This is a genomic window from Acinetobacter sp. (assembly GCF_041911495.1).
Lineage (GTDB): Bacteria > Pseudomonadota > Gammaproteobacteria > Pseudomonadales > Moraxellaceae > Acinetobacter.
This window is the reverse complement of sequence record NZ_JAYROT010000025.1, coordinates 23,621-46,500: the sequence shown is the minus strand read 5'-3', so window position 1 is coordinate 46,500 and position 22,880 is coordinate 23,621. Positions and strand designations below refer to the sequence as shown.

Genomic DNA, 22,880 nt, shown 5'->3' with positions numbered 1-22,880 from the left:
TAAACGATTTATTCAATGTGTTTGCTGTCGTGTTAAACACCTAGCCTCAATGACTTGTTCTATTTCGACGAGATGCGTTGTCCTTGTGTATCAATGATTTGTTCGCCATCTTCTTTTTGAAATGCACCAAGCTGTGGAAGCGGTAAGATATCCAGCACAACTTCTGACGGACGACATAGGCGTGTGCCTTTTGAGGTGATCACAAATGGGCGATTGATCAAAATAGGATGCGCCAACATAAAGTCTAACAATTGATCATCTGTCCAGTGGTCTTGTTCAAGTTGTAATTCTCGATAGGGATCAACATTTTGACGAATAGCATCACGAACATTGAGACCTGCATCACGGATCATATTGACCAATTGATCACGTGTAGGTGGATGAACGAGATATTCAATAATGTTTGGCTCAACACCAGTATTACGAATCAATGCCAACGTATTTCGTGAAGTGCCACAGGCAGGGTTGTGATAGATTGTCATGTTGTTGTGTGGATTCATGGTGATCACCTGTTCAATGTTGTGTGTAGTATATATGGAAAAGCATATATATTGGATGACAGATTTCTTACATTTTAAATTTTTATTGCAATTGATTTTTATCTTTAAAATTTCAGGATCAAAGCTTTCACTCAGAGAAATATTTCAGGAAGAAAAAAGCATATTTTGCAATTGAATTGCGTTTCACGACACTTAGAATATAAACCCAATCACCTTGTTTTTGGAAGAAAGATGTCAAGCTTAAAAATTCTCAAGAAAATCACACAAGGCAATAAAGATAATTATCGTGGACAATGTATTGAACAATTTCAGCCTTTAGCCAATGTACTCAGTCAAATTCAACCTGAAACAATGCACGGTGGTGCTGCGATTAGCGTCTATCATCAAGGTCAACCCATTGCCGAGCTATTTACAGGCGAAGCCAATCCTGACGAGCTGTGGGATGCACAGCATATGGCGCTGAGCTACTCTACAGGAAAAGCCGTTTTAGCCACTTTGACGCATATTTTGGTCAGCGAAGGCTTCTTGGAATATGACACACCAATTACACAATATTGGCCTGCATTTGCTCAAAATGGCAAAGAGAATATTACGCTTCGTCATGTACTTAGCCATCAAAGTGGTTTGTTTGACATCAGACATACTATCGACAATGCGCAAGTGATGTTAGATTGGCAAGCAATGCTTAGTGCCTTTGAAAAGGCCACACCACGCTTTGCACCCGGTACAGCGACGGCATATCAAGCGATGAGTTTTGGTTGGTTGATTGGTGGTGTCATTGAAAAGGTTATGCAAAAATCTTTAGCAGAAGTAATGCAACAGTATTTGGTTGAACCATTACAATTAGATGCGGCGTATTTTGGCGTACCTGATGCAGAATTACATCGAGTGGCTCGACCATTCAAAAAAGTGCAACCAGTAGAAACGAATGCATCATCAGTGCAAAAGCCACGCAAGTCTTTAAATAGTGAAGGGCGACGACCGCTGAGCTTTACCGAGCGAGTGATTAGCTTAAGTGGTATTAATCCTTATGATGCCGAAGATGCGCTTGTACCTCGGAGTATGGGTAAGTTTGACTTCTTTAGTGATGTAGGATTACAAGCAGTGATTCCATCGGCAAATGGCGTATTTAGCGCCAATAGCTTGGCTAAAATCTATGCCATGCTCGCCAATAAAGGTGTTTGGCAAGATCAGGTGATCATTAAACCTGAAATCTTTGAGCAACTGAGTACCATTCAAACCCATGCTCGTGATCGAGTGATGCCGATCCCGATGCATTGGCGATTGGGTTATCATCGTGTATTTACACTGGGTAAGCGTGTGCCAACTGCATTTGGTCATATTGGCTATAATGGTTCGGGTGCATGGTGTGATCCTACGCGTGAGCTATCTTTTGCCTATATTCATAATTTTAAATCAGGAAGCATCACAGGGGACTATCGTCTATGGTGGTTGACGCAGACCGCCTTACAATGCGCAGATGAGTTAAGACAAGGCAAAAAGTCTTGGTTTTAAAAGGCTTTAAGTTTTATTTTCACAGCGTTCCTTTTCCAGTTGATTAAAAATAAATTCGCCATTGATGATTTTAAATTGAAGATCGTCAATGTCATATTGTTTAAGCTAAGCCATTTTGTGATTGACGGTGTACATCATCAAAGCAACGGCGAATAGTGCAATCACACCACCAATAATTACCGATATAATTTAAACCGCAATGAATGCTCACCACAATACCCAGCAAAGCACCTCCGCCGATACCAATATTATAAAGTGAAGATAACAACGACATGGCAAGATCGGTCGCATCGGATGCAAATTTGAGTACAAAGGATTGCAAGACCAGTCCAAAACTCATGATACCAATCCCCCAAAACACGGTTACAACACTCAAGCCATAAACATTGTGGCTCATCGGCAAAAGCTCGCACAAGCAAAGCGCCAAGCATGCGTTTGAAAATACAGGGAAAATCTTCGGTAAACGTTGACTAAACTGACTAAATAAAATCGAGCCAACAATCCCTGCTGCACCATAAATTAATAAAAAGGTGGTGGTTTGCTCTGAGCTAAAGTGCACCACGTGCATGACAAATGGCTTGATATAGCTATACGCAGTAAACTGCGCCGTAATCACCAAAATGGTAATGACATAAATCAATACCAGTGCAGGGCGTTTCATTAGCATTGGCAGGCTTTTCATTGAGCCTGTTTTGACACTTGGGACATTCGGTAACGCACGAAATAGCACCAATGCAGTGATTCCCGCACAAATTCCGATCATTGCAAAAGTGTTACGCCAACTAAAATATTCACCGATCAATCGTCCTAATGGAATACCCAAAACCAGTGCAAGTACCGTTCCTGTGGAGAGTAAACCGAGTGCTTGAGTTTCTTTGCCAATCGGTGCGACATGCACAGCCAATGATGCAGTAATCGACCAAAAAATCGCATGTGACAATGCAATACCGATACGAGTAACAACCAAGACGCTAAAGCTCCTTGCAAAATATGACAGCACATGGCTGAGTACAAATAGCGGAAAAACACCAAGCAACAATTGCTTACGTTCCATATTCCGTATCAGTAGCATCAAGGGAATCGAAGTCAAAGACACAACCCACGCATAGATTGTCAGCATGATATCAGCGTGGCTGGTGCTCATCTGATAACTGGCAGCAATATCACTCAGTAACGCCACAGGCACAAACTCCGTGGTATTAAAAAATAAACGCTGCAAGCGCCAAAGCAATGACGCAAACCCAACTACCAGAAAGCGCAGGTTGCTCGGTCTGAACATAAGTATTCATAGGCGGATCACGCAATAAAATACAACAGGAAAAGTGGGAGATTTTCCGCGCATATTATGCTTATTTCATTATTCTGTAAAATAAAATTAGTAAAAACAATAGATTAATAGAAATAGTTGTTGATCGAGTTTGTTAAATTTGCTGATGAAATTTAGTATTGAAATGAATATATTTTGTACATAAATAATCACAGCAATTGTTTAATAAAATTGAATTTCTAACGATAAGGGGATCATTAAAATTGATATTAAAATGTTAATTGCTGATTGCTGTGAAATGACATCGGTTTCCCATTGATCGGATCAACAAAGCAAATACTTTTCGCCAAAAGCTGTAAAGGCTGACTAAAATCAGATTTATCAGTGTGTTTTATCTTTGGATAGAATTGATCATTTTTTAATGGCAAACCCAAAGCATTCATATGTACTCGGAGTTGATGCTGTTTACCTGTAATCGGTTTTAATTCATATTTTGCCCAGCCATTTTGCACTTCTAAAACATCAATCATGGTACAACTGTTTTCAAGTTTACCTTCAATAATTTGCATGGTATAAAAAGGCTCACCTTTTGTGAGATGTGCTTTAAATTCAAGTGGAAATTGAAGATGCTGATTAAAAGGTGCAATCGCATGATAGATTTTTTCAACTTGCCGATCGGCAAAAAGTTGTTGATAGAGATGACGTATTTCAGATTTTTTTGAGAATAAAATCAATCCCGCAGTTTCACGATCAAGGCGATGGATTGGGCTTAATTCAGGATTCTCAGTTTCGTATTTTAGCCGTGTAAGTAATGTTTGCTGTACATATTGACCTGTTGGACTCACGGTCAAAAAGTGTGGTTTATCCACCACCATGAAGTGTTCATTTTCAAATAATATTTCATGCGCAAAAGGTACTTCAACTTCATGTGCAAGCTCACGATAATAATAAATATGCTGTTCAGACTGATAGGGTGTATCCCTTGTTAAAACTTGATTCTGTGCATTAAATACTAACTGATTGTCAAAGCGCTTTGCCCATTCATCAGTAGAAATATGCGGAAAATGCTGACATAGAAAATCGAAGATGGTTTGAATATGAATATCTGTTTGACTTAATCTTGGTAAAAATACCTGACTTGCGCTGACGCCATCACGCATAGGTGGTTTGATATGATCAGATTTACTTTTCATGGAAGCGAATTAAATTGATGTGAAGCCTGATTGAGAGTATAGAGTTTAAAACATTATAAATTTTGGATACAGTTTTAAGTTATGTCGTTTTTTTAAGAATTAGTTTTACGGCGCAGTCATTTTCGGTTGATTTAAATCGTGCGAAGTCACTACTATTTTGATATTATCTATTCATCAATTTTCAGTGGGATAAAAAATGCTACAACATCTTACCAATGCAATGGTGCTTTTGATTGGACTTTTGCATGTTTATATCCTTGTTCTCGAAATGTTTTTGTGGGATAAACCAAAGGGCTTAAAAGCATTTGGTAATAGTTTGGAAAAGGCGCAACTCACCAAAGTTTTGGCGCAAAATCAAGGGCTTTGTAATGGCTTTCTCGCAGCAGGCTTATTTTGGTCATTATTGGCAACAGCACCATTTTCGACCCAATTGGCAAATTTCTTTTTAGCCTGCGTGGCGATCGCAGGTGTTTATGGTGCAGCAACCGCAAGTCGTAAGATATTATTTATTCAAACTGTACCTGCTGTGATTGCATTAATTTTGGTGAATCTCGCTTAGTATTTACAATTACATCTTTGATAGACGCAAAGATAGATGTGCAAACTCTGAACATGAATTTAGATACATGTATCACCTCAGTTGATGTTATGATTTATCTCCATTTGCACATCTCATAATGTTCTTTGCGATCTATGTCTATTTCCTTATCGACACCATTTTCTCAAGCACGATTTCACCTTCACAATGAAAGTGATTCACGAGGTCTTGCACAAGTTTTGGCTCGGCAGATAGCATCGGGCGTGGTGTTTCTGATCGGTGATTTGGGTGCAGGGAAAACCACATTGACTCGCTATTGGATTCAGGCTTTAGGGCATCAAGGTGCGGTGAAAAGCCCAACCTACACCTTAGTCGAGCCCTATCATCTCGCTTCGAAAAATATTTACCATTTTGACCTGTATCGTCTGCAAGATCCCTATGAATTAGAATTGATGGGCATCCGTGATTATCTCGATGAAAAAGACAGTTTGCTATTGATCGAATGGCCGAGCAAAGGTGAGGGTGTGCTTCGTGCACCCGATGCCACCATTGAGCTCATCACCCAAGATGATGAAATCCGACAAGTCACTATCCACGCTCCGCAGCAGATTATTGGTGCGATTAAGCACGATATGAAGACTCACGGCTTTAACGGTGATGCGGAATGACGGCAGAAGCAATACAGACCAGTATGCGTGAGCGTTCAACACGCCGTATTCAAACCCTCGATGCTGCACTTGCCAATCAAATCGCCGCAGGAGAAGTGATTGAGCGTCCAGCCTCGGTGGTCAAAGAGCTCCTTGAAAATGCCATCGATTCAGGAGCAACACGCCTGAGTATTCGTATTGAACAAGGTGGTACCACGCTGATCGAAATCATTGATAATGGTTTTGGCATTCATAGCGATGATTTACCGCTTGCAGTGATGCGCCACGCCACCAGTAAGGTGCGATCGGCTGATGAATTGTCTGCGATTCAAAGTCTAGGCTTTCGTGGCGAAGCATTGGCATCGATCGCAGCGGTTTCTCGTCTGAGCATTGCCAGTAGTCAAAGTGAGGATGGCATCGGCTATCAGATCGAAATTAACGGCGCAGCTTTGCAACAAGAGCAAGCTGAAGCGATTGCAATGAGTCGCGGCACGCATGTACGTGTGCGAGATTTATTTTTTAATGTGCCTGCACGGCGTAAATTTTTAAAGCGAATTTCTACCGAATATCAGCATATCGAAGAAATTGTACGGCGTATGGCGCTGACGCATTTTGATGTGCATTTTACTCTTGAGCATAATGATCAAATTCGTTTGAACCTGCCGATTGCCGATAGTGGTGAGCTACGTTATCAACGGGTGTTACAGCTACTTGGTCGTCAGTTTGCTGAAAATGCCTATTGGATTGATGCGCAAAGTGAAAACCTGCATATGTTGGGTTGGCTAGGTCATCCATCCGATGCACGTGGGCAGGCTGATTTGCAGTATATCTATGTGAATGGTCGCATCGTTAAAGATAAAACCATTAGTCACGCCTTGCGCATGGCATACGATGGGATTTTGCACGGTCATCAACATTCGGCTTATTTACTCTTTATTGAAATTGATCCACATGAAATTGATGTCAATGTGCATCCGACCAAGTATGAAATTCGCTTTCTGACGCAACGTGAAGTACATGAATTTGTACGTCATCATGCCAAGCAAGTCTTGTCGCAATTTCAAACGGCAAGTGCTGAGCTATCGTTAGCGATGAAACGTGATGATCGCTTTGCGCCCAATCAGCCACGTTATCAAGAAAATTTATCTTTGCATCAGCAGGCGCAAAATGAACAAAGTAACAATGCCACGTTAAATATACATTCACAATCAGCTCGACCACATCAGCATCAGCCACATATTAGCCAGCCACATCACTATAGCAGTCGTGTAAATAAAGATTATGTGGCAAATTCCGTCAGTAGTTATCTTGCGCCATTGCGCCAACAACAAGACAATGCGAGTATTTCAAATCCCGCTGAAAGCTCAGTAGAAAATCAAAGCCAAATGGATCAGGCGTCGAATCATCCAAGCTCGGATTACCAGACTACTCGTGATGAATATCCACTTGGCATTGCGATTGCACAATTACATGGTATCTATATTTTGGCGCAGAATATCGAAGGTTTGATTATTGTCGATATGCACGCTGCACATGAGCGGATTTTGTTACAACAAATGAAACAGGCGTGGGATCAACCGCAATATTGGCAATCACAACAATTACTGATTCCCAAAGTGGTGAAAATCACTGCAATGCAAGCCACTCGACTGGAGCAACTTCAAGATAAATTGTATCGACTAGGACTCGATGTTGACTTGTATGGTGATGATCAAGTTTTAGTGCGTGGCGTGCCTGCATTTTTGCAAAAAGCCAATCTTGATCGACTGATTCCAGAATTATTTAATGACCTTGATCCGAATGATAACGTGCAAGTATTAACCCAAAAACGAGATCATCTACTGGCAACCATGTCTTGTCATGGCGCTGTTCGAGCACATCGTCAGCTCAGTCTTGCTGAGATGAATGCGTTATTACGTCAGATGGAGCAGACTGAATTTGCCAGTCAGTGCAATCACGGACGTCCTACGTGGCGAGCTTTTCCGCTCGATCAACTGGATAAACTTTTTGCACGAGGCGAATAAGATGCAGAGTACGCTTCCAGTGGTCAATCTCATGGGGCCTACAGCCAGTGGCAAAACCGCATTGGCTTGTGCGCTGTATGATACAGGGCAGTTTGAAATTATTTCGGTAGATTCCGCACTGGTCTATCGTGACATGGATATCGGTACTGCCAAACCCAGCAAAGTCGAGCAGGCTCAATATCCACACCATTTGATTGATATTATTGATCCGACGCAGGTCTACTCGGCAGCAGAGTTCGTTGAAGATGCAGAGCGTTTAATCGACCAAATCCATGCAAAAGGGAAAATTCCACTGCTAGTTGGTGGAACGATGCTGTACTTTAAAAGCTTACTTGAAGGATTAGCGGACAATCTACCGAGTGCCGATGCCAATGTACGTGCAGAGATTGAAGCCGAAGCGAATCAACATGGTTGGGTGCATGTCTTTGAAGAATTACAACGTGTCGATCGAATCGCAGGGGAAAAGTTTAAAGTCAGTGATCGTCAGCGCATTATCCGTGCTTTAGAGGTCTATCGTTTGACAGGGCAGCCAATCACCAAGTTACAAGCTGAACAAGTTAAACGTGAACATTATAAATATCAATTTGAAAATTATGCTTTGGTGCCAGATCGTGCAGAATTACATCAACGCATTGCGCTTCGACTTGAGCAAATGTGGGATATCGGTTTTTTCAATGAGGTGAAGTCACTTATAGAAAAATATGATTTGAATCAAAGTACACCGTCGATGCGAAGCGTTGGTTATCGGCAAGCTTTAGAATATTTGCAACAAAGTGATACAAATCTCATTTCTTATGAAGAAATGCAGTTAAAAGCGCTGTATGCCACACGACAATTGGCTAAACGTCAATATACTTGGCTCAACTCGTTGCAAAAGCTCCATGATTTTCACAATTTTTATACTATTCCACAAGGACATAAGGACTTGATAAAGCGCTTTAGATAGCGCAAAATTTGCATATCACCTTTATTATAATTTTTTATGAAATACGAAGGTGAATTTTGCGCTGATATTTTAAATTTTATTTGGAGTAAAAAAATGTCTAAAGGTCAAACCTTACAAGATCCGTTCCTAAATTCTCTTCGTAAAGAACGTATTCCAGTTTCAATCTTCTTGGTGAATGGTATTAAGCTACAAGGTCATATTGAGTCATTTGATCAATATGTGGTTTTGCTTAAAAACACAGTAAGCCAAATGGTGTACAAGCACGCAATCTCAACAGTAGTCCCTGCACGTAATCCACGTCCAGCTGGCGCATCTGCTACAGGTACAAGCCAAGGTGGCTTTGGTGGCGCTCAAGGCGCAGGCTTTGGTGCGAGTCAAGGTGGCTTTGGTGGCGGTCAAGGCGGTGGCTTTGGTGGTCAAGGTGGCTTCGGTGGCGGTCAAGGCGGTCAAGGCGGTGGCTTTGGTGGTCAAGGTGGCTTCGGTGGCGGTCAAGGTGGTGGCTTTGGTGGTCAAGGTGGCTTCGGTGGCGGCCAAGGCGGTGGCTTTGGTGGTCAAGGTGGCTTCGGTGGCGGTCAAGGCGGTTTTGACAACGACCAACAAGACGGTGGTGAAGACGATTCAAACAACAATCGTTAATTCATAACACTGTAAAAAGCTAGGCATTGTCCTAGCTTTTTTTATGAAAAAATTTTATGAATTCGATTTTTTGCCTAGTTTCATTTCACAATTTGAATTGATTTAGACCTTGCTAAGCCATCAAAAAAATCATTAAGATAAATGATCTCTTAAGCTCCAAATTCAGGAGTAAAAATGCCCAAAATTTCGCAAGATCACAAACTTTTTATTTTTGATATTGATGGTACGCTTCACACTGATGGTGAGTTGGTAGATGGTGCCGTAGAGCTTTTACAACAATTACGTCAGTCGCAATACTTGATCCGCTTTATGACCAATACTACGACCAAGAGCCAGCAAATGCTTTTAGAGCAATTGCAAGGTTTGGGTATTGAGGCATCAAGTGAAGAGATTCTGAGTGCACCTGAAGCAAGTCGGACATTTTTACGCCAAGAACAAATATTGCTAGGTCGAAAAGTCAAAGTGTGGGCGGTTGTGAATGATCATATCAAAGATGATTTTAATGAGTTTGAGCATAGCAGTGAACGTCCTGATTTTGTAGTGATTGGTGATATTGGCGAGGCTTGGTCAATTGACTTATTGAATCAAATCTTTAGTTGTCTAAATCGTGGTGCAAAGCTCATTGCGCTGCATAAAAATAAGTTTTGGCAAACTCGGCAAGGTTTAAAAGTTGATATTGGATTATTTATTGCTGGCTTGGAATATGTGTCTGACCATACGGCATTGATTGTAGGCAAGCCAAACATCACTTTCTTTAAACAAGTACTCGCAAGTGCAAAATGTGATGCGCACCAAGCTGTTTTAATTGGTGATGACATTGATAGCGATATTGGTGGGGCACAGCGTTTGGATATATTCTCGATCTTGGTCAAAACTGGCAAATATCGTGAGGCATATCACGCTGAGTCTACAATTAAACCTGATTTAGTGATTGATAGTGTGGCTGATCTTTACCAATATTTAGAAAAGTAATTTTTCTACTGATATCAGGTGAAGTCATATCAAGTTTGAACTGCACATAAAAAATGCAGTCCAAAAGGGGAATGGACTGCAAAATAAGGTCATCTGCCTGGAGAACAGACTACCTAAAACAAGACTGATATGTTTCAATCAATCATGTTTAAGCTAAATAGACTGAGAGAAAATATTTAGCAGATTTAAGAAGATATTAAGCTTTTGCATCTCTCTATTTTATATATGGGGCTATTTGTGCAAATTTCAAGCTCTAAATGTGTGTTTTATAACAAATACGATGTAATGCGATTAAAATGTTGAATACGATGGAAATTATAGTTTTGGAAATATAATGAGTGATTTGCAAATAATTGATTTGGTTGAAGGCATAGGTAAGTCTGCGGTAAAAGGTGCACTAATAGTCACGCATTATACGGCGTGGCTTGCTGACGGGACAAAATTTGATTCATCGTATGATCGAGGGCAACCGTTCCAGTGTGTAATCGGCACAGGACGAGTGATCAAGGGTTGGGATCAAGGCATTCTAGGTATCGATACTGGTTCAGGAGTAATTGTTTCAGCGATGAAAGTTGGCGGAAAGCGTAAGTTGATTGTCCCTGCAGATTTGGCTTATGGTGAACGGCAAATGGGTAGATTGATTCCGCCAAACTCGGATTTAACTTTTGAAATCGAATTGTTTGAAGTATTAACACGTGACGATTAATCCGTTCATACTGAATATCTCTTTGTATAAATATCTCAATGTATAAATAGCTAAAGGAATACATGATGAAATCTCGTGCTGCTGTGGCATTCGGTGCTGGTGAATCATAACAAATTGTTGAAATTGATGTTGCTCCGCCCTAAGCAGGTGAGGTACTGATCAAAATCACGCATAGTGGCGTATGTCATACTGATGTCTTTACTTTATCAGGTGATGATCCTGAAGGTGTGTTTCTTGCAATACTTGGACATGAGGGATCAGGTATCTTGGTTGAAGATGCGATGAAAGGTGATATTCAGCTTACGCCGTTTGTTACGCATACCATGCCACTTGAGCAAATCAATGAAGCCTTTGACCTAATGCATGAGGGGAAATCGGTTCGTAGTGTGGTGCATTTTTCGGAATAAGTACGAAAGTGCTTGTCAAAGCGTCAAACTACGAGTAAGTTAAAGACAGTTTAGTTAGATGTGAAGTCTGAACACGAGATGTTAAAGCAACCGATGATTCATAACGCATATTTTTATTTTTGGCAGTTTAAATAATTGCCCGAATGCGTTTGGGCGTCGGTTGCCCAACAAGTTAATACCTGATCGGCAACCCCGATCAGGTTTTTTATGCGTGTTGCTCGGATTTAACAAGATTTTTTTTAAATGTTTTGGAGAGTGAAAGTGTATTTAGTCAGTGATTTTTATGCGAATAATTATTTAAAATTTGCAGGATTTAAATTTGAGCGATTTATGAGTTATTGGCTCTACAACGGCATTCATCATCATTCATCACATTCAAAGAGTACAACGTCATGTCAAACCTTAATGCGCAAATAAACGTTAAACAATTAGATACCGACTCTAAAGTTACATCGCAAAGTATAGCTTTACCTTCTCCTAACGCATTAAAGCAAAAATATGCTTTATCGCAAATTGCACAACAACAGATTTTACAACACCGCCAAGAGATTAAAAATATTTTAAATGGTGATGATTCACGCCTTTTGGTCATTGTTGGACCGTGTTCGATTCATGAACCGCAAGCAATCCTTGAATATGCTCAGCGTCTTAAAATTCTTGCTGAGCAGCATCAAAATTCCTTAAAAATCGTTATGCGCACTTACCTTGAAAAACCTCGTAGTACGGTAGGTTGGAAGGGTTATGTTTATGACCCAAGTCTAAAAGGGCAAAGTAGCCTGACTGAGGGTTTGCACCTGAGTCGTGAATTATTGGTAAAAATTGCTGAGATGAATTTACCGATGGCGACTGAAGTGCTGAATCCAATGTTGAGTCATTATTTTGATGATTTGTACAGTTGGGGTGCGATTGGTGCACGTACTAGTGAATCGCAAATCCATCGTGAGATCGCCAGCGATTTACCGTATGCGTTAGGCTTTAAAAATGGTACAGATGGAAATGTTGATATTGCGCTTGATGCGATGCAATCTGCGAGTAATCCGCATAAATTTCTCGGTTTAAATGATCAAGGGCAATCGGCACTCATTGAAAGTATTGGTAATGATAGCTTGCAAGTGATTTTACGAGGCAGTCAGTATGGTACAAATTATGACTTAGCATCCGTTCAAGCGGTGCAACAGCGTATGCAAAAACGCAATATGCACGGTGCAATCATCATTGATTGTAGTCATGGCAATAGTCAAAAAAATCCAGATTTGCAACCGCAAGTTTTAAAAACTATTGCTGAACAGCTTGCTGAATCACATGTCAAAGGCGTGATGATTGAAAGTCATCTGCAACATGGTAAACAGTCTATTGATGCAGAAGTGCTGCAATATGGCTGTTCGGTGACAGATGGTTGTATTGGTTGGGCTGAAACTGAATCTGCTTTGGCGGATTTGGCACTGCATGTAACGAAATGCCAAAATTCAAAAAATCAGATGAAAGATCAAACATTACAAGAGCTGATTCAAACGCAGAAATTGGAATGTGTTTAAATTGCTTGAGGGCAGTTTATACCGTTAACAGGCGCTCAATGAGCGCTTGATAATGAATCTGAATATCTTCTGCGAGAATGTCAAAAGTATTATCAAACTGCACCATTGGATAGCCTTCCTTCCAAAATGGAAAGGTGTCATTGAGGTCAGGTGTTACCACTGCATCTTCATGTAAGATGCTCTGTGAGATCAAAGATAAAATTTGTGCGGTATTTGCACCATCAATGCTGAGGTAATCAATGCCATGTTTTTTGAGCAGACGAATGCGATCTTTTTTAAAGCGGAGCTTGCGAGCTTGTCCTGCATGTAGATCAAAACGGATGCTAATCGCTTCGGCAAGACATTCTTCAAAACTGGTATTTAATTCCACCAATGCTTTTTTATAGCTATCTTGACGCTGTGATTTGTTACTGCGTTGCAAAAGTTGAGTCGAGGATTTTGTGAGATCCACCTGTTGTAATTTTTTCAGTTTTTCTTGTAATTCAGCAGATAGTGGTACAGATGGATTCAACATGAAAATATACTCAAAAAATTTCAGGCATTATAACTTGCATGTCGTAGAAATCTATTGCTAATTCTCGCCATAAAAAATGACCGCCTTTAGGCAGTCATTTTATACAATTAAACTAAGGGTTTTAAAAAAAGTTACACTTGTTGAATCCCAGCGACCAACCAATCTTCTTGGCTATTTTCAGTTTTCACAAAATGCCAAATCTCAGTAAATGGTTGCGGTAAGCTGTTTAGATCTTCACTCACTGTACCTGTAAAGCGTACACTGACTACATATTGACCATTTTCTGTGGCTTGCTCAACTACGTTGGCAGTCAAATTGCTAAATTCTGCAACGTCATGATTTTTGGCAATTTCTTGGTGCATTTGTTGATACATGTCAGTCGTAAAATATTTGCGAATTTCATCAATATTGCTACCACTATTCATTGCTTGAATATGGTTAAAGCGTTGACGTGCAAAACGTAAGAATGTCGCAGGCTCTGTGCCATCAGGCAGAGCATTGCCACTATTCATGGTTGCGCCAAATGCTGCACTTGGTGTAGCTTGGGTGTTTGTACCGCCACTCAAAGGCTGACCAAAAATATTGGTATTACCTGATGGAGTGTTTTGCTTTTGGAATGGGCTTTGAGTTGGTGCTGATTGTGTACGAGCTTGACCATTACCATGATTATTTGGTGCGTATGGATTAGCACTATTGCCTGCGAGTTGTTGCTTTTTTGCAGTGAACTTGCGGAATAAGAAGAAAGCAACGCCTGCGATCAACAGCAACCAAATCCAGCTAAAGCCACTTTTTTCTTCTTCCTGTTGCGTTGGGTTCGATTGGCGATCATCAGCCATCGCATTGGCTGCGACAGCACCCACTGCTGCACCTGCGACACCCGCAGCAACCATACCGCCCACATTCGAGCCACGACGTTGAGTCTGCGTATTTGCATTTTGTTGTGCATAGCTATTTTGGCTAGGGTTACTGTTATAACTTTGACTTGAGCTTTGACGTTTCATACCGTAGCTTTTTCCGCCACCTGCACGCTTTGCTTCAGCAATTGGTACAGCGAGAAAACTGGTGAGGAGAAGAGCGAGTACGGCACTTTGTGCTTTCTTTTGCATAAGATGCAATTTCCATATTAAAAAAAATCTGTTAGATGAATAATGCGGTAATTCTCACAAAATTCAAGTGAAAAGCTGTGACAAGACATTAAAAAATGCGTGTATTTAATGAAGCGTGAATTGTGCAAATTTGCGTTGCAATTTAGCTTTCATCAGCCAGTTGCATCGCTGAATCTAAGGCTTCATGCAATCGAGCAACTGAAATGACATTGAGTCCTTTAATCGCTTGCTGTGGTGCATTGCCACGAGGAACAATCACAGTTTTGAAGCCATGTTTTTGTGCTTCTTTTAAACGCTCTTGACCATTCGGTACAGGGCGAATTTCCCCTGATAAACCGACTTCACCAAACACAGCCAAATGCTGTGGTAAGGCTTTGCCACGTAAGCTTGATGCACAGGCAAGCAGTACTGCCAAGTCTGAACCAGTTTCGGTGATCTTTAAACCACCGACAATATTGACATACACATCTTGCCCAACCATCTGCACACCGCCATGACGGTGCATGACTGCCAATAACATAGACAAACGGTTTTGCTCTAAACCAAGTGCCACACGACGAGGCTGTCCATGCGCATCATCGACCAAAGCTTGTACCTCAACCAAGAGTGGACGTGTGCCTTCACGACTGACCATCACGATCGAACCCGGGATTGCTTCGTCATAACGGCTCAAGAAAATTGCCGATGGATTGGCGACTTCTTTTAAACCTTTATCAGTCATGCCAAAAACACCAAGCTCATTTACCGCACCAAAACGGTTTTTTACCGCACGGATCATGCGATAGCGTGAGTCGGACTGACCTTCAAAATACAATACGCAATCGACCATGTGTTCAAGTACACGAGGTCCTGCCAACGAACCTTCTTTAGTCACATGACCGACGATAAATAATGATGTACCTGTATGCTTGGCAAAACGAGTCAGAATCGCCGCCGACTCTCGAATCTGCGATACGCCACCTGGTGCGGATTGAATGGTTTCGGTAAATAGCGTTTGGATCGAATCCAGTACAGCCATCTGTGGGCGTTCTTGCACCAACACTTCACAGATACGTTCTACACAAGTTTCTGCCATGACTTTGAGTGAATTCATGGGTAAATCTAAACGCTTGGCACGCAAGGCGACTTGCGATAAAGATTCTTCACCTGTGATATAGAGTGCAGACTGTTGTCCTGCCATATAGGTTGCAGTTTGCAGGAGAATGGTGGATTTACCGATACCAGGATCACCGCCGATCAGTACCACAGAGCCAGTAACTAGACCGCCACCGAGTACACGGTCAAATTCACCGATACCTGTGGTGGTGCGTGATTCATGGCTGACTTGTACTTGATCGAGCGTGGTAACACTTGAGCTTTGTCCTGCATAGCCACCTGTTTTAATGCCTGATTTGCCACGATGTGCTGTGGTTGATTCGAGGGTGGTTTCGACTAAACTGTTCCACTCGCCACAATCAGAACATTGTCCTGCCCATTTTGGGTGATCGGTACCACAATGCTCACAGCGATAGACAGTTTTGGCTTTACTCATAAGAAAAATCAGTATTTATGGCGAATGAATTTATGTTGATTATAAGGAGAATTGATTAGGTTGCCAAAGTATAATTAGATGCTTTAAAGCTTAGAACGACAGTTTTTGTCGTTCTAAGGTAATAGCGTAAACCTGATTAGAGATTATTTAGATTAAGCTCATAATTTGGAAGTGTTTACCATCTTTCATTATGAAGTTATCAAAGTTTCTATCTACTGATATGTCATTGTTCACTTCAATTGATTCGATTTTACATTCTCCATCGAAATTCATCCCTTTACTTGTTTGGGTTTTTACGATTGGTCTGTCAATTTTCATAAAACCACGATTTATATTTCCATCAGAATCAATAATAAAAACTTCTTGAGTTTCATAAGTTTGAGTTTTGGTAACTTTCATAGAACTGCCTCTTTGTTAAAAAAATTAACTATAGCAAGGAAATTCATAAAACACGGGCAACTTGTTGACAGCTTAGACTGTACTAAATTATGTATGAAAAAAACCTGCTGAACGCATTCAACAAGTTTTTAATTTTTCAACTTCTAAAATATTGGCTTAATACAACTCACCAGACTTACGTTTTGCAATAAAGTCTTTGGTTTGTTTCACTACGATGCCCGATAACAACAACAGGGCGATCAAGTTTGGTGCAGCCATTAGACCATTGAATGTATCCGCCATCAGCCATACGAGATCAAGTGTCGCAACCGTACCAATAAAGATCGACGCAATATAGATCAAACGATATGGTAGAACGAACTTCTCACCGAGTAGGTAAGTCGCACATTTCTCACCGTAGTAGCACCAACCAAGAATGGTTGAGTAAGCGAAGAAGATAATACCGAAGGTCACAATCCAACCGCCCATACCCGGTAAGAGCTGATTAAAGGAATCCGTAGTCAATACCGCACCCGTTTTTTCCATAAAGCTACTGTCATTGATCATGAATGCCATCGTGAGCACCAAACCAGTGATGGTACATACGATGATTGTGTCAATGAATGTACCTGTCATCGAGACAAGACCTTGACGTACTGGGTGATCAGTTTTGGCAGCAGCAGCAGCGATTGGCGCAGAACCCATACCTGCTTCGTTCGAGAACACACCACGAGCCACACCGTAACGAATCACCGCACCAATCGCACCGCCTGCAACCGCCTGACCAGTAAACGCATCGCTAAAGATGAGTTTAAATGCAGGAATGATTAGCTCTGCGTGCATAAAGATAATGACTAGGCCACCAAGTACATAGATGATCGCCATGAAAGGAACGATAAATGTTGATGCTTTAGCAATCGACTTAATCCCGCCCAAGATTACCAATGCAGAAAGAATGGTAATCACCACACCGACGATCCAAGTTTCTATGCCCATGCTGTTTTCTACAGCGAGCGCAACCGTATTGGACTGTACAGAACTACCGATACCGAACGATGCAAGTGTTCCGAATAAGGCAAAAAGAATCGCAAGCCATTTCCATTTTAGACCACGTTCGATGTAATACATCGGACCGCCTGACATTTCGCCTTTTTCGTTTTGCACACGGAATTTTACCGCCAATACACCTTCGGCATATTTGGTTGCCATACCGAACAAAGCAGTGAGCCACATCCAAAAAACCGCGCCTGGTCCACCGAGTGCACAAGCTGTTGCAACACCTGCAATATTACCAGTACCAATGGTTGCAGCCAGTGCAGTCATCAATGCGCCAAATTGAGAAATATCACCTTTAGCTGATTTTGCACGTTCATGCTTACCGAATACTTGCTTGAATGCGAGTGGTAATAATCGAATTTGTAGAAACAATAAACGCAGTGTGAGATATATACCTGTCCCGACCAACAGCATCAGCATTGGTGGACCCCAAACGAAGTCACTTAAGACTTTGAACAAGCTTTGTAATTCTTCCATAAGATGCTTCTTTTTGCTCTGAAAACCGATTTAGCATATTGAGTTATTTGTTGACAAGCAAGTGACATGCCATAACTTTTGTTTGAAGTGCTCAAATTTTCGAAAAAAAGACATGGGTTTTTCTATTTTTTAGTCAGTTTGTTGTTCGGCAAGCAGATGCTAAATCACGCTATATTTATCAGGTATTTTCAAGCTATACTTTGGGCAATAATTTTTTTAGCGATTTAAATGATGCAATTGATCAAAATCAGTTTAATTTCATTGGTTTCAGCATTGATGGTCAGTCAATTGACTGCATGCGGTCAATCTGGACAGCTCATGTTGCCATCTAGTCCAAACATGGATAAGCGTTCGAACTATATTTTGTATAAACAAAACAAATTAGATGCAGAAAATTCGCAAGCGCAGTCTGCTAACGCTGAACAAGATGCAACAGATCAGACCAAAAAGTAATTTACTTTGAGTGATGATAAACATTGAAGTTAATTTTTTGAAAATATTGTATTTTAAGGATTTTTAAATGAGTTTTACCCGTCAAGCTGGTGTGCTTTTTGCCGAGCAATGTTCACTGGAAGATTTGGCAAGCCAATATGCGACACCGCTTTATGTCTACTCAAAAGCTGCTTTGACTAAACATTATCAGGCTTTGGATGAGGCTTTTGGTTTTATTGATCATCAGATTTGCTTTGCGGTGAAATCCAATTCCAATATTGCAGTGCTTAATGTCTTGGCAAAACTCGGCGCAGGCTTTGATATCGTCACAGGCGGTGAACTTGCTCGTGTCTTGGTGGCTGGCGGTGATCCTACAAAAATCGTGTTCTCGGGATTGGGTAAATCCGAAGCGGATATTGAAAAAGCTTTAGAGGTTGGCATTGCGTGCTTTAATGTTGAATCTTATGCAGAGCTTGATCGTATCCAAAAAGTCGCTTCACGTGTGGGTAAAAAAGCACCAGTTTCTCTACGTGTCAATCCTGATGTCGATGCCAATACCCATCCGTATATCTCGACAGGACTGAAAGAAAATAAATTCGGTATTCCAAGTGATAGCGTCTATGCAACTTATCAATATGCGGCGAGTTTGTCGCATCTAAATATTGTAGGTATTGACTGTCATATCGGTTCTCAGCTTACGGAAACACAGCCATTTGTTGATGCGCTTGATCGTATCATTGAGATGATTACGCAGCTCAAAACACTTGGGATCAATATCGAACATATTGATATCGGTGGCGGTTTGGGTGTCGTCTATAAAGATGAAACGCCACCAAGCTTTGCGGAATATGCCAATGCGATGCGTCCAAAACTGGAACAGCTTGGGCTAAAAGTTTATATGGAGCCAGGGCGCAGTATTAGTGCCAATGCAGGCGTGTTGCTGACTAAAGTTGATTTGCTCAAACCAACCAATCACCGCAACTTTGCCATTGTCGATGCAGCGATGAATGATTTAATTCGTCCGTCATTGTATGAAGCATGGATGAACATTGAATCCGTGACACCACATAAGAGTGTAGAAAGCAAGTCGTGGGATATCGTTGGGGCAATCTGCGAAACAGGTGATTTTCTTGGGAAAGATCGTGCGCTTGCTTTGCAAGAAAATGATATTTTGGCTGTGCAAGGTGCGGGAGCGTATGGCTTTGTGATGAGTTCGAATTACAATAGTCGTGGGCGTGCAGCAGAAGTAATAGTCGATGGTGATCAATCCTATTTGGTTCGTGAGCGTGAAAGCATCGAATCATTATGGGCGAATGAACGTCTTTTACCTGAACAAGTCACTAAATCTGATATTTAAGCAAAGTCAAAGGAGTAATGCATGATTTTACAATACACCAAAATGCATGGTCTAGGTAATGACTTTGTGGTGATTGATTTGGTGCGTCAACGTGCTTATTTGGACGCCGTGACGATTCAGCGCATGGCAGATCGTCATTTTGGGATTGGTTTTGATCAATTGCTGATCGTTGAGCCACCAGAAGACCCAACAGCGGATTTTAAATATCGTATTTTTAATTGTGATGGTTCAGAAGTACAGCAATGTGGTAATGGTGTACGTTGTTTTGCTCGCTTTGTCTATGAACAGCAACTGACCTATAAAACCAAAATCCGTGTACAAACCAAATCAGGCATTGTCGAGCCTGAACTGGGTGCGAATGGTTGGGTGCGAGTGAATATGGGGCAGCCTAAGTTCTTACCTGTACAAATCCCATTCCAAGCAGAAAAAGCCCAAGATCTCTATTCACTCCAACTGAAAGATGCCGAGCTTGAAATTGATGTGGTGAATATGGGCAATCCGCATGCAGTGACTTTGGTGGATGATGTGTTGACCGCAGATGTCGCAAAGATTGGGCCACAAGTTGAGTCACATGAGCGTTTTCCAGAGCGAGTTAATGCAGGCTTCTTACAAGTGATTTCTCGTAATAAAGCACGTTTACGTGTTTATGAGCGTGGCGTTGGCGAAACCCTTGCATGTGGTACTGGTGCATGTGCAGCAGTGGTGAGCGGTATTCGTCGTGGTTTGCTCGATAATCATGTCGATATCGAACTGGCAGGTGGTATGCTCAATATCGCATGGACTGAAGGTGAGCCGGTATGGATGACTGGACCAACAGCGACTGTCTATGAAGGGCGTTTTAATCTTCGTTATTTTCAAAGTTGATCTTTAAGATTAGGTATAATTTCTGAAAGTTGTAAAAACGAATCATTGAATGGATAAAAGTTAAAGACATATGATGACTCAAACATCTAATCATCATTCGCATAAAGACTATCTTTATGCGTGGTTAGATGTGTTATCCGTTCAACAACATTCCCCAAATACCATCGAAGCCTATCATCGTGATGTATACAGCTTTCTGCACTATTGCCTTGAACAGCAAATTCAGATTCAAGACGTGGAATTATCTGATCTACGGCAATATTTAAGCTTTTGCGTAGAGCAAAAGAACTGGTCGAATCAAAGCATGCAACGTGCTTTATCAGCGATTCGCCAGTTTATGCAGTGGTTACAAAATCAAGGCGTGCATGACAATGCACATATTCAAGATTTTAAAATCAAACGTCAGCCTCGACCACTGCCAGGCATGTTATCACCTGAAAACATTCAACAGCTGCTTGATCAACCTGCTCCAAGTACAGAGAATCAACAATGGCTGTGGGCTCGTGATAAGGCGATGCTCGAACTACTTTACTCGAGTGGCTTGCGTCTACAAGAGTTGGTTGAATTAAAGCTGAATGATATTGCATGGTCAGAGCAATTGATTCGAGTGATAGGTAAGGGCAACAAAACCCGGGTGATTCCTTTTGGGCAAAAAGCCGAACAGGCTTTAAAACAATGGTTGACTATACGATTGCAAAAGCCAGTCGATCATCATTTTGTCTTTATCTCACAGAATGGTCAGCAAATTTCTGATCGTCAGGTGCAAAATCGAGTCAAACAACAAGCGCAACGTGCAGGACTGAGTGCTGATTTGCATCCGCATTTATTACGACATTGTTTTGCTAGTCATATGCTTTCGGCAAGTGGCGATCTGCGTGCAGTGCAGGAGATGCTCGGGCATAGCAATCTCAGTACCACACAAGTCTACACCCATTTAGATTTTGCGCATTTAGCAAAGATTTATGATCAGTCGCATCCGAGAGCGAAAAAATAGGTCATTAAATGAAATAAAATGGCTAAATAATCATCATTCGCAACTTGGTGTTGTGACGCTTTGGTCATGCTATGTTTATGAATTTTAGTCAAAAACTTTATTTATAAAAGTGATAGATATAAGTTCTTTAGTTATATTTAAGGCTTTAATTTTTTTCGTTTTAAATTTAAATTTTCTTGCATAGCTGATTGTATTTAAAGGTAATTATATTTAAGCAATGACATTTTCCACCATTCAAAATGGACAATCAAAAATACAAGCAGATCGGACAATTGGTATTTGCGACCCAAATTATTCACATTAGGCAATAATATTTAGCCAAGCTGATCCATTATCATGCCGTCAAAATGGTCAATTGGGTGATGTTTTTTACGACTTTTTACATCAACGCCTTGATTGTGACTTGACCGTGACACCCAATGCAATGCAAGATAAGGCACGATAATTTTAAGCAAAGTTGTTTGCAGTGCAAAAAGCACTATTGTTAGACACTTTATAAACTCTCATCTGAAAGAGCCGAGGAATTACATGAAGGCACTTGTTGCTGTAAAACGTGTGGTAGATGCCAACGTGAAAGTACGCGTAAAAGCGGACAATAGCGGTGTTGATTTGACCAATGTAAAAATGTCAATCAACCCATTCTGTGAAATCGCTGTTGAAGAAGCAGTACGCTTGAAAGAAAAAGGTACAGTTTCTGAAATCGTTGTGGTTTCAATCGGTCCTAAAGAAGCGCAAGAGCAAATCCGTTCAGCAATGGCACTTGGTGCAGACCGTGGTATCTTGGTAGAAACTGCTGATGACATTGGTGCTTTAGAAGTTGCAAAAACATTGAAAGCAATCGTTGAAGCTGAAAAGCCTGAATTGATTCTTTTGGGTAAACAAGCGATTGATGACGACTCTAACCAAGTTGGTCAGATGCTTGGCGCATTGCTTGGCGCAGGTCAAGGTACTTTCGCTTCAGAAGTGAAAGTTGACGGCGGTAAAGTACAAGTAACTCGTGAAATCGACGGTGGTCTACAAACTGTTGAATTGCAACTTCCTGCAATCATCACGACTGACTTGCGTTTGAACGAGCCACGTTATGCTGCATTGCCTAACATCATGAAAGCTCGTAAAAAACCGCTTGAAACTAAATCTCTTACAGATTACGGCGTAACTGCGGGTACAAACCTTAAAACTGTTAAGGTTGAACCACCTGCAGAGCGTAAAGCTGGCGTACAAGTGAAGTCTGTTGACGAGCTTGTAGAAAAATTGAAAAACGAAGCAAAAGTAATCTAATACAGAG

Annotated in this window: 22 protein-coding genes and 1 pseudogene; 15 read left to right on the top strand and 8 right to left on the bottom strand. The window is 41.1% G+C overall.

What is annotated here, in order from left to right:
* Positions 1–59 precede the first annotated feature (59 nt).
* Positions 60–500: an arsenate reductase (glutaredoxin) gene (gene arsC, locus ACE3PQ_RS02970; RefSeq protein WP_374295094.1), complete on the bottom strand. Its 441-nt coding sequence runs from the start codon at positions 498–500 to the stop codon at positions 60–62.
* 246 nt (positions 501–746) lie between these two features.
* Between arsC and ACE3PQ_RS02965 the strand changes: the two genes are divergently transcribed.
* On the top strand, positions 747–2,015 hold the full coding sequence (locus tag ACE3PQ_RS02965) for a serine hydrolase domain-containing protein (RefSeq protein ID WP_374295100.1): 1,269 nt from the start codon (positions 747–749) through the stop codon (positions 2,013–2,015).
* Between the two features lie 100 nt (positions 2,016–2,115).
* On the opposite strand, the gene ACE3PQ_RS02960 is transcribed toward ACE3PQ_RS02965, so the two are convergent.
* Entirely contained in the window at positions 2,116–3,234 is a 1,119-nt protein-coding gene (locus ACE3PQ_RS02960; protein ID WP_374295092.1) for a sugar transporter, read from the bottom strand.
* Between the two features lie 317 nt (positions 3,235–3,551).
* The gene (locus ACE3PQ_RS02955) at positions 3,552–4,475 is read right to left on the bottom strand and encodes a pseudouridine synthase (RefSeq protein WP_374295090.1); all 924 of its coding nucleotides are present in this window, start codon (positions 4,473–4,475) and stop codon (positions 3,552–3,554) included.
* Between the two features lie 220 nt (positions 4,476–4,695).
* On the opposite strand from ACE3PQ_RS02955, the gene ACE3PQ_RS02950 reads away from it, so the two are divergent.
* The 9 genes and pseudogenes from ACE3PQ_RS02950 (at position 4,696) to ACE3PQ_RS02910 (ending at position 12,886) form a co-directional block, all read left to right on the top strand.
* On the top strand, positions 4,696–5,034 hold the full coding sequence (locus ACE3PQ_RS02950; protein WP_374295098.1) for a DUF1304 domain-containing protein: 339 nt from the start codon (positions 4,696–4,698) through the stop codon (positions 5,032–5,034).
* A 134-nt stretch (positions 5,035–5,168) separates the two neighbouring features.
* Complete coding sequence (gene tsaE, locus ACE3PQ_RS02945) at positions 5,169–5,681, top strand: tRNA (adenosine(37)-N6)-threonylcarbamoyltransferase complex ATPase subunit type 1 TsaE (RefSeq protein WP_374295088.1); 513 nt, start codon at positions 5,169–5,171, stop codon at positions 5,679–5,681.
* 23 nt (positions 5,682–5,704) lie between these two features.
* Complete coding sequence (mutL, locus tag ACE3PQ_RS02940) at positions 5,705–7,684, top strand: DNA mismatch repair endonuclease MutL (RefSeq protein ID WP_374295096.1); 1,980 nt, start codon at positions 5,705–5,707, stop codon at positions 7,682–7,684.
* Position 7,685: 1 nt separating this feature from the next.
* Positions 7,686–8,630, top strand: a complete 945-nt coding sequence (gene miaA, locus ACE3PQ_RS02935; protein ID WP_374295086.1) for a tRNA (adenosine(37)-N6)-dimethylallyltransferase MiaA — start codon at positions 7,686–7,688, stop codon at positions 8,628–8,630.
* Positions 8,631–8,723: 93 nt separating this feature from the next.
* Positions 8,724–9,266: an RNA chaperone Hfq gene (hfq, locus tag ACE3PQ_RS02930; protein WP_374295084.1), complete on the top strand. Its 543-nt coding sequence runs from the start codon at positions 8,724–8,726 to the stop codon at positions 9,264–9,266.
* 174 nt (positions 9,267–9,440) lie between these two features.
* Positions 9,441–10,238, top strand: a complete 798-nt coding sequence (locus tag ACE3PQ_RS02925; protein WP_374295082.1) for a TIGR01458 family HAD-type hydrolase — start codon at positions 9,441–9,443, stop codon at positions 10,236–10,238.
* A 334-nt stretch (positions 10,239–10,572) separates the two neighbouring features.
* Complete coding sequence (locus tag ACE3PQ_RS02920) at positions 10,573–10,944, top strand: FKBP-type peptidyl-prolyl cis-trans isomerase (protein WP_374295080.1); 372 nt, start codon at positions 10,573–10,575, stop codon at positions 10,942–10,944.
* Positions 10,945–11,057: 113 nt separating this feature from the next.
* Positions 11,058–11,219, top strand: a pseudogene (locus ACE3PQ_RS02915) (alcohol dehydrogenase catalytic domain-containing protein); the annotation flags it as partial.
* Positions 11,220–11,743: 524 nt separating this feature from the next.
* The gene (locus ACE3PQ_RS02910; RefSeq protein ID WP_374295078.1) at positions 11,744–12,886 is read left to right on the top strand and encodes a 3-deoxy-7-phosphoheptulonate synthase; all 1,143 of its coding nucleotides are present in this window, start codon (positions 11,744–11,746) and stop codon (positions 12,884–12,886) included.
* 16 nt (positions 12,887–12,902) lie between these two features.
* On the opposite strand, the gene ACE3PQ_RS02905 is transcribed toward ACE3PQ_RS02910, so the two are convergent.
* The 5 genes from ACE3PQ_RS02905 to ACE3PQ_RS02885 all read right to left on the bottom strand — a co-directional run bounded on the left by ACE3PQ_RS02905 (position 12,903) and on the right by ACE3PQ_RS02885 (position 17,948).
* Entirely contained in the window at positions 12,903–13,400 is a 498-nt protein-coding gene (locus ACE3PQ_RS02905; protein ID WP_374295076.1) for a hypothetical protein, read from the bottom strand.
* 131 nt (positions 13,401–13,531) lie between these two features.
* Positions 13,532–14,506 (bottom strand): Tim44 domain-containing protein, encoded by a 975-nt coding sequence (locus ACE3PQ_RS02900; RefSeq protein WP_374295074.1) that lies wholly within the window; start codon positions 14,504–14,506, stop codon positions 13,532–13,534.
* Positions 14,507–14,648: 142 nt separating this feature from the next.
* Positions 14,649–16,037 (bottom strand): DNA repair protein RadA, encoded by a 1,389-nt coding sequence (gene radA / locus ACE3PQ_RS02895; RefSeq protein ID WP_374295072.1) that lies wholly within the window; start codon positions 16,035–16,037, stop codon positions 14,649–14,651.
* Positions 16,038–16,184: 147 nt separating this feature from the next.
* On the bottom strand, positions 16,185–16,436 hold the full coding sequence (locus ACE3PQ_RS02890; protein WP_374295070.1) for a hypothetical protein: 252 nt from the start codon (positions 16,434–16,436) through the stop codon (positions 16,185–16,187).
* A 156-nt stretch (positions 16,437–16,592) separates the two neighbouring features.
* A complete protein-coding gene (locus tag ACE3PQ_RS02885; RefSeq protein ID WP_374295068.1) occupies positions 16,593–17,948 on the bottom strand; it encodes an alanine/glycine:cation symporter family protein in 1,356 nt (451 codons plus the stop codon).
* Positions 17,949–18,176: 228 nt separating this feature from the next.
* Between ACE3PQ_RS02885 and ACE3PQ_RS02880 the strand changes: the two genes are divergently transcribed.
* The 5 genes from ACE3PQ_RS02880 (at position 18,177) to ACE3PQ_RS02860 (ending at position 22,873) form a co-directional block, all read left to right on the top strand.
* Positions 18,177–18,401 (top strand): hypothetical protein, encoded by a 225-nt coding sequence (locus tag ACE3PQ_RS02880; protein ID WP_374295065.1) that lies wholly within the window; start codon positions 18,177–18,179, stop codon positions 18,399–18,401.
* Positions 18,402–18,468: 67 nt separating this feature from the next.
* Positions 18,469–19,737: a diaminopimelate decarboxylase gene (gene lysA, locus ACE3PQ_RS02875; RefSeq protein ID WP_374295063.1), complete on the top strand. Its 1,269-nt coding sequence runs from the start codon at positions 18,469–18,471 to the stop codon at positions 19,735–19,737.
* Positions 19,738–19,758: 21 nt separating this feature from the next.
* Entirely contained in the window at positions 19,759–20,601 is an 843-nt protein-coding gene (gene dapF, locus ACE3PQ_RS02870) for a diaminopimelate epimerase (protein ID WP_374295061.1), read from the top strand.
* 73 nt (positions 20,602–20,674) lie between these two features.
* Positions 20,675–21,595 (top strand): site-specific tyrosine recombinase/integron integrase, encoded by a 921-nt coding sequence (xerA, locus tag ACE3PQ_RS02865; RefSeq protein ID WP_374295059.1) that lies wholly within the window; start codon positions 20,675–20,677, stop codon positions 21,593–21,595.
* A gap of 528 nt (positions 21,596–22,123) precedes the next feature.
* Complete coding sequence (locus ACE3PQ_RS02860; RefSeq protein ID WP_374295057.1) at positions 22,124–22,873, top strand: electron transfer flavoprotein subunit beta/FixA family protein; 750 nt, start codon at positions 22,124–22,126, stop codon at positions 22,871–22,873.
* Positions 22,874–22,880: the final 7 nt, after the last annotated feature.

Excerpts from the sequence above, each read along its gene's own strand:
- ACE3PQ_RS02860 (WP_374295057.1), top strand. The coding sequence starts at position 22,124 with ATGAAGGCACTTGTTGCTGTAAAACGTGTGGTAGATGCCAACGTGAAA.
- ACE3PQ_RS02925 (WP_374295082.1), top strand. The coding sequence starts at position 9,441 with ATGCCCAAAATTTCGCAAGATCACAAACTTTTTATTTTTGATATTGAT.
- radA (WP_374295072.1), bottom strand. The coding sequence starts at position 16,037 with ATGAGTAAAGCCAAAACTGTCTATCGCTGTGAGCATTGTGGTACCGAT.
- tsaE (WP_374295088.1), top strand. The coding sequence starts at position 5,169 with ATGTCTATTTCCTTATCGACACCATTTTCTCAAGCACGATTTCACCTT.
- ACE3PQ_RS02885 (WP_374295068.1), bottom strand. The coding sequence starts at position 17,948 with ATGGAAGAATTACAAAGCTTGTTCAAAGTCTTAAGTGACTTCGTTTGG.
- miaA (WP_374295086.1), top strand. The coding sequence starts at position 7,686 with ATGCAGAGTACGCTTCCAGTGGTCAATCTCATGGGGCCTACAGCCAGT.
- xerA (WP_374295059.1), top strand. The coding sequence starts at position 20,675 with ATGACTCAAACATCTAATCATCATTCGCATAAAGACTATCTTTATGCG.
- ACE3PQ_RS02950 (WP_374295098.1), top strand. The coding sequence starts at position 4,696 with ATGGTGCTTTTGATTGGACTTTTGCATGTTTATATCCTTGTTCTCGAA.
- arsC (WP_374295094.1), bottom strand. The coding sequence starts at position 500 with ATGAATCCACACAACAACATGACAATCTATCACAACCCTGCCTGTGGC.
- ACE3PQ_RS02880 (WP_374295065.1), top strand. The coding sequence starts at position 18,177 with ATGATGCAATTGATCAAAATCAGTTTAATTTCATTGGTTTCAGCATTG.
- lysA (WP_374295063.1), top strand. The coding sequence starts at position 18,469 with ATGAGTTTTACCCGTCAAGCTGGTGTGCTTTTTGCCGAGCAATGTTCA.
- ACE3PQ_RS02920 (WP_374295080.1), top strand. The coding sequence starts at position 10,573 with ATGAGTGATTTGCAAATAATTGATTTGGTTGAAGGCATAGGTAAGTCT.
- ACE3PQ_RS02955 (WP_374295090.1), bottom strand. The coding sequence starts at position 4,475 with ATGAAAAGTAAATCTGATCATATCAAACCACCTATGCGTGATGGCGTC.
- ACE3PQ_RS02910 (WP_374295078.1), top strand. The coding sequence starts at position 11,744 with ATGTCAAACCTTAATGCGCAAATAAACGTTAAACAATTAGATACCGAC.
- ACE3PQ_RS02900 (WP_374295074.1), bottom strand. The coding sequence starts at position 14,506 with ATGCAAAAGAAAGCACAAAGTGCCGTACTCGCTCTTCTCCTCACCAGT.
- dapF (WP_374295061.1), top strand. The coding sequence starts at position 19,759 with ATGATTTTACAATACACCAAAATGCATGGTCTAGGTAATGACTTTGTG.
- ACE3PQ_RS02890 (WP_374295070.1), bottom strand. The coding sequence starts at position 16,436 with ATGAAAGTTACCAAAACTCAAACTTATGAAACTCAAGAAGTTTTTATT.
- mutL (WP_374295096.1), top strand. The coding sequence starts at position 5,705 with ATGCGTGAGCGTTCAACACGCCGTATTCAAACCCTCGATGCTGCACTT.
- hfq (WP_374295084.1), top strand. The coding sequence starts at position 8,724 with ATGTCTAAAGGTCAAACCTTACAAGATCCGTTCCTAAATTCTCTTCGT.
- ACE3PQ_RS02905 (WP_374295076.1), bottom strand. The coding sequence starts at position 13,400 with ATGTTGAATCCATCTGTACCACTATCTGCTGAATTACAAGAAAAACTG.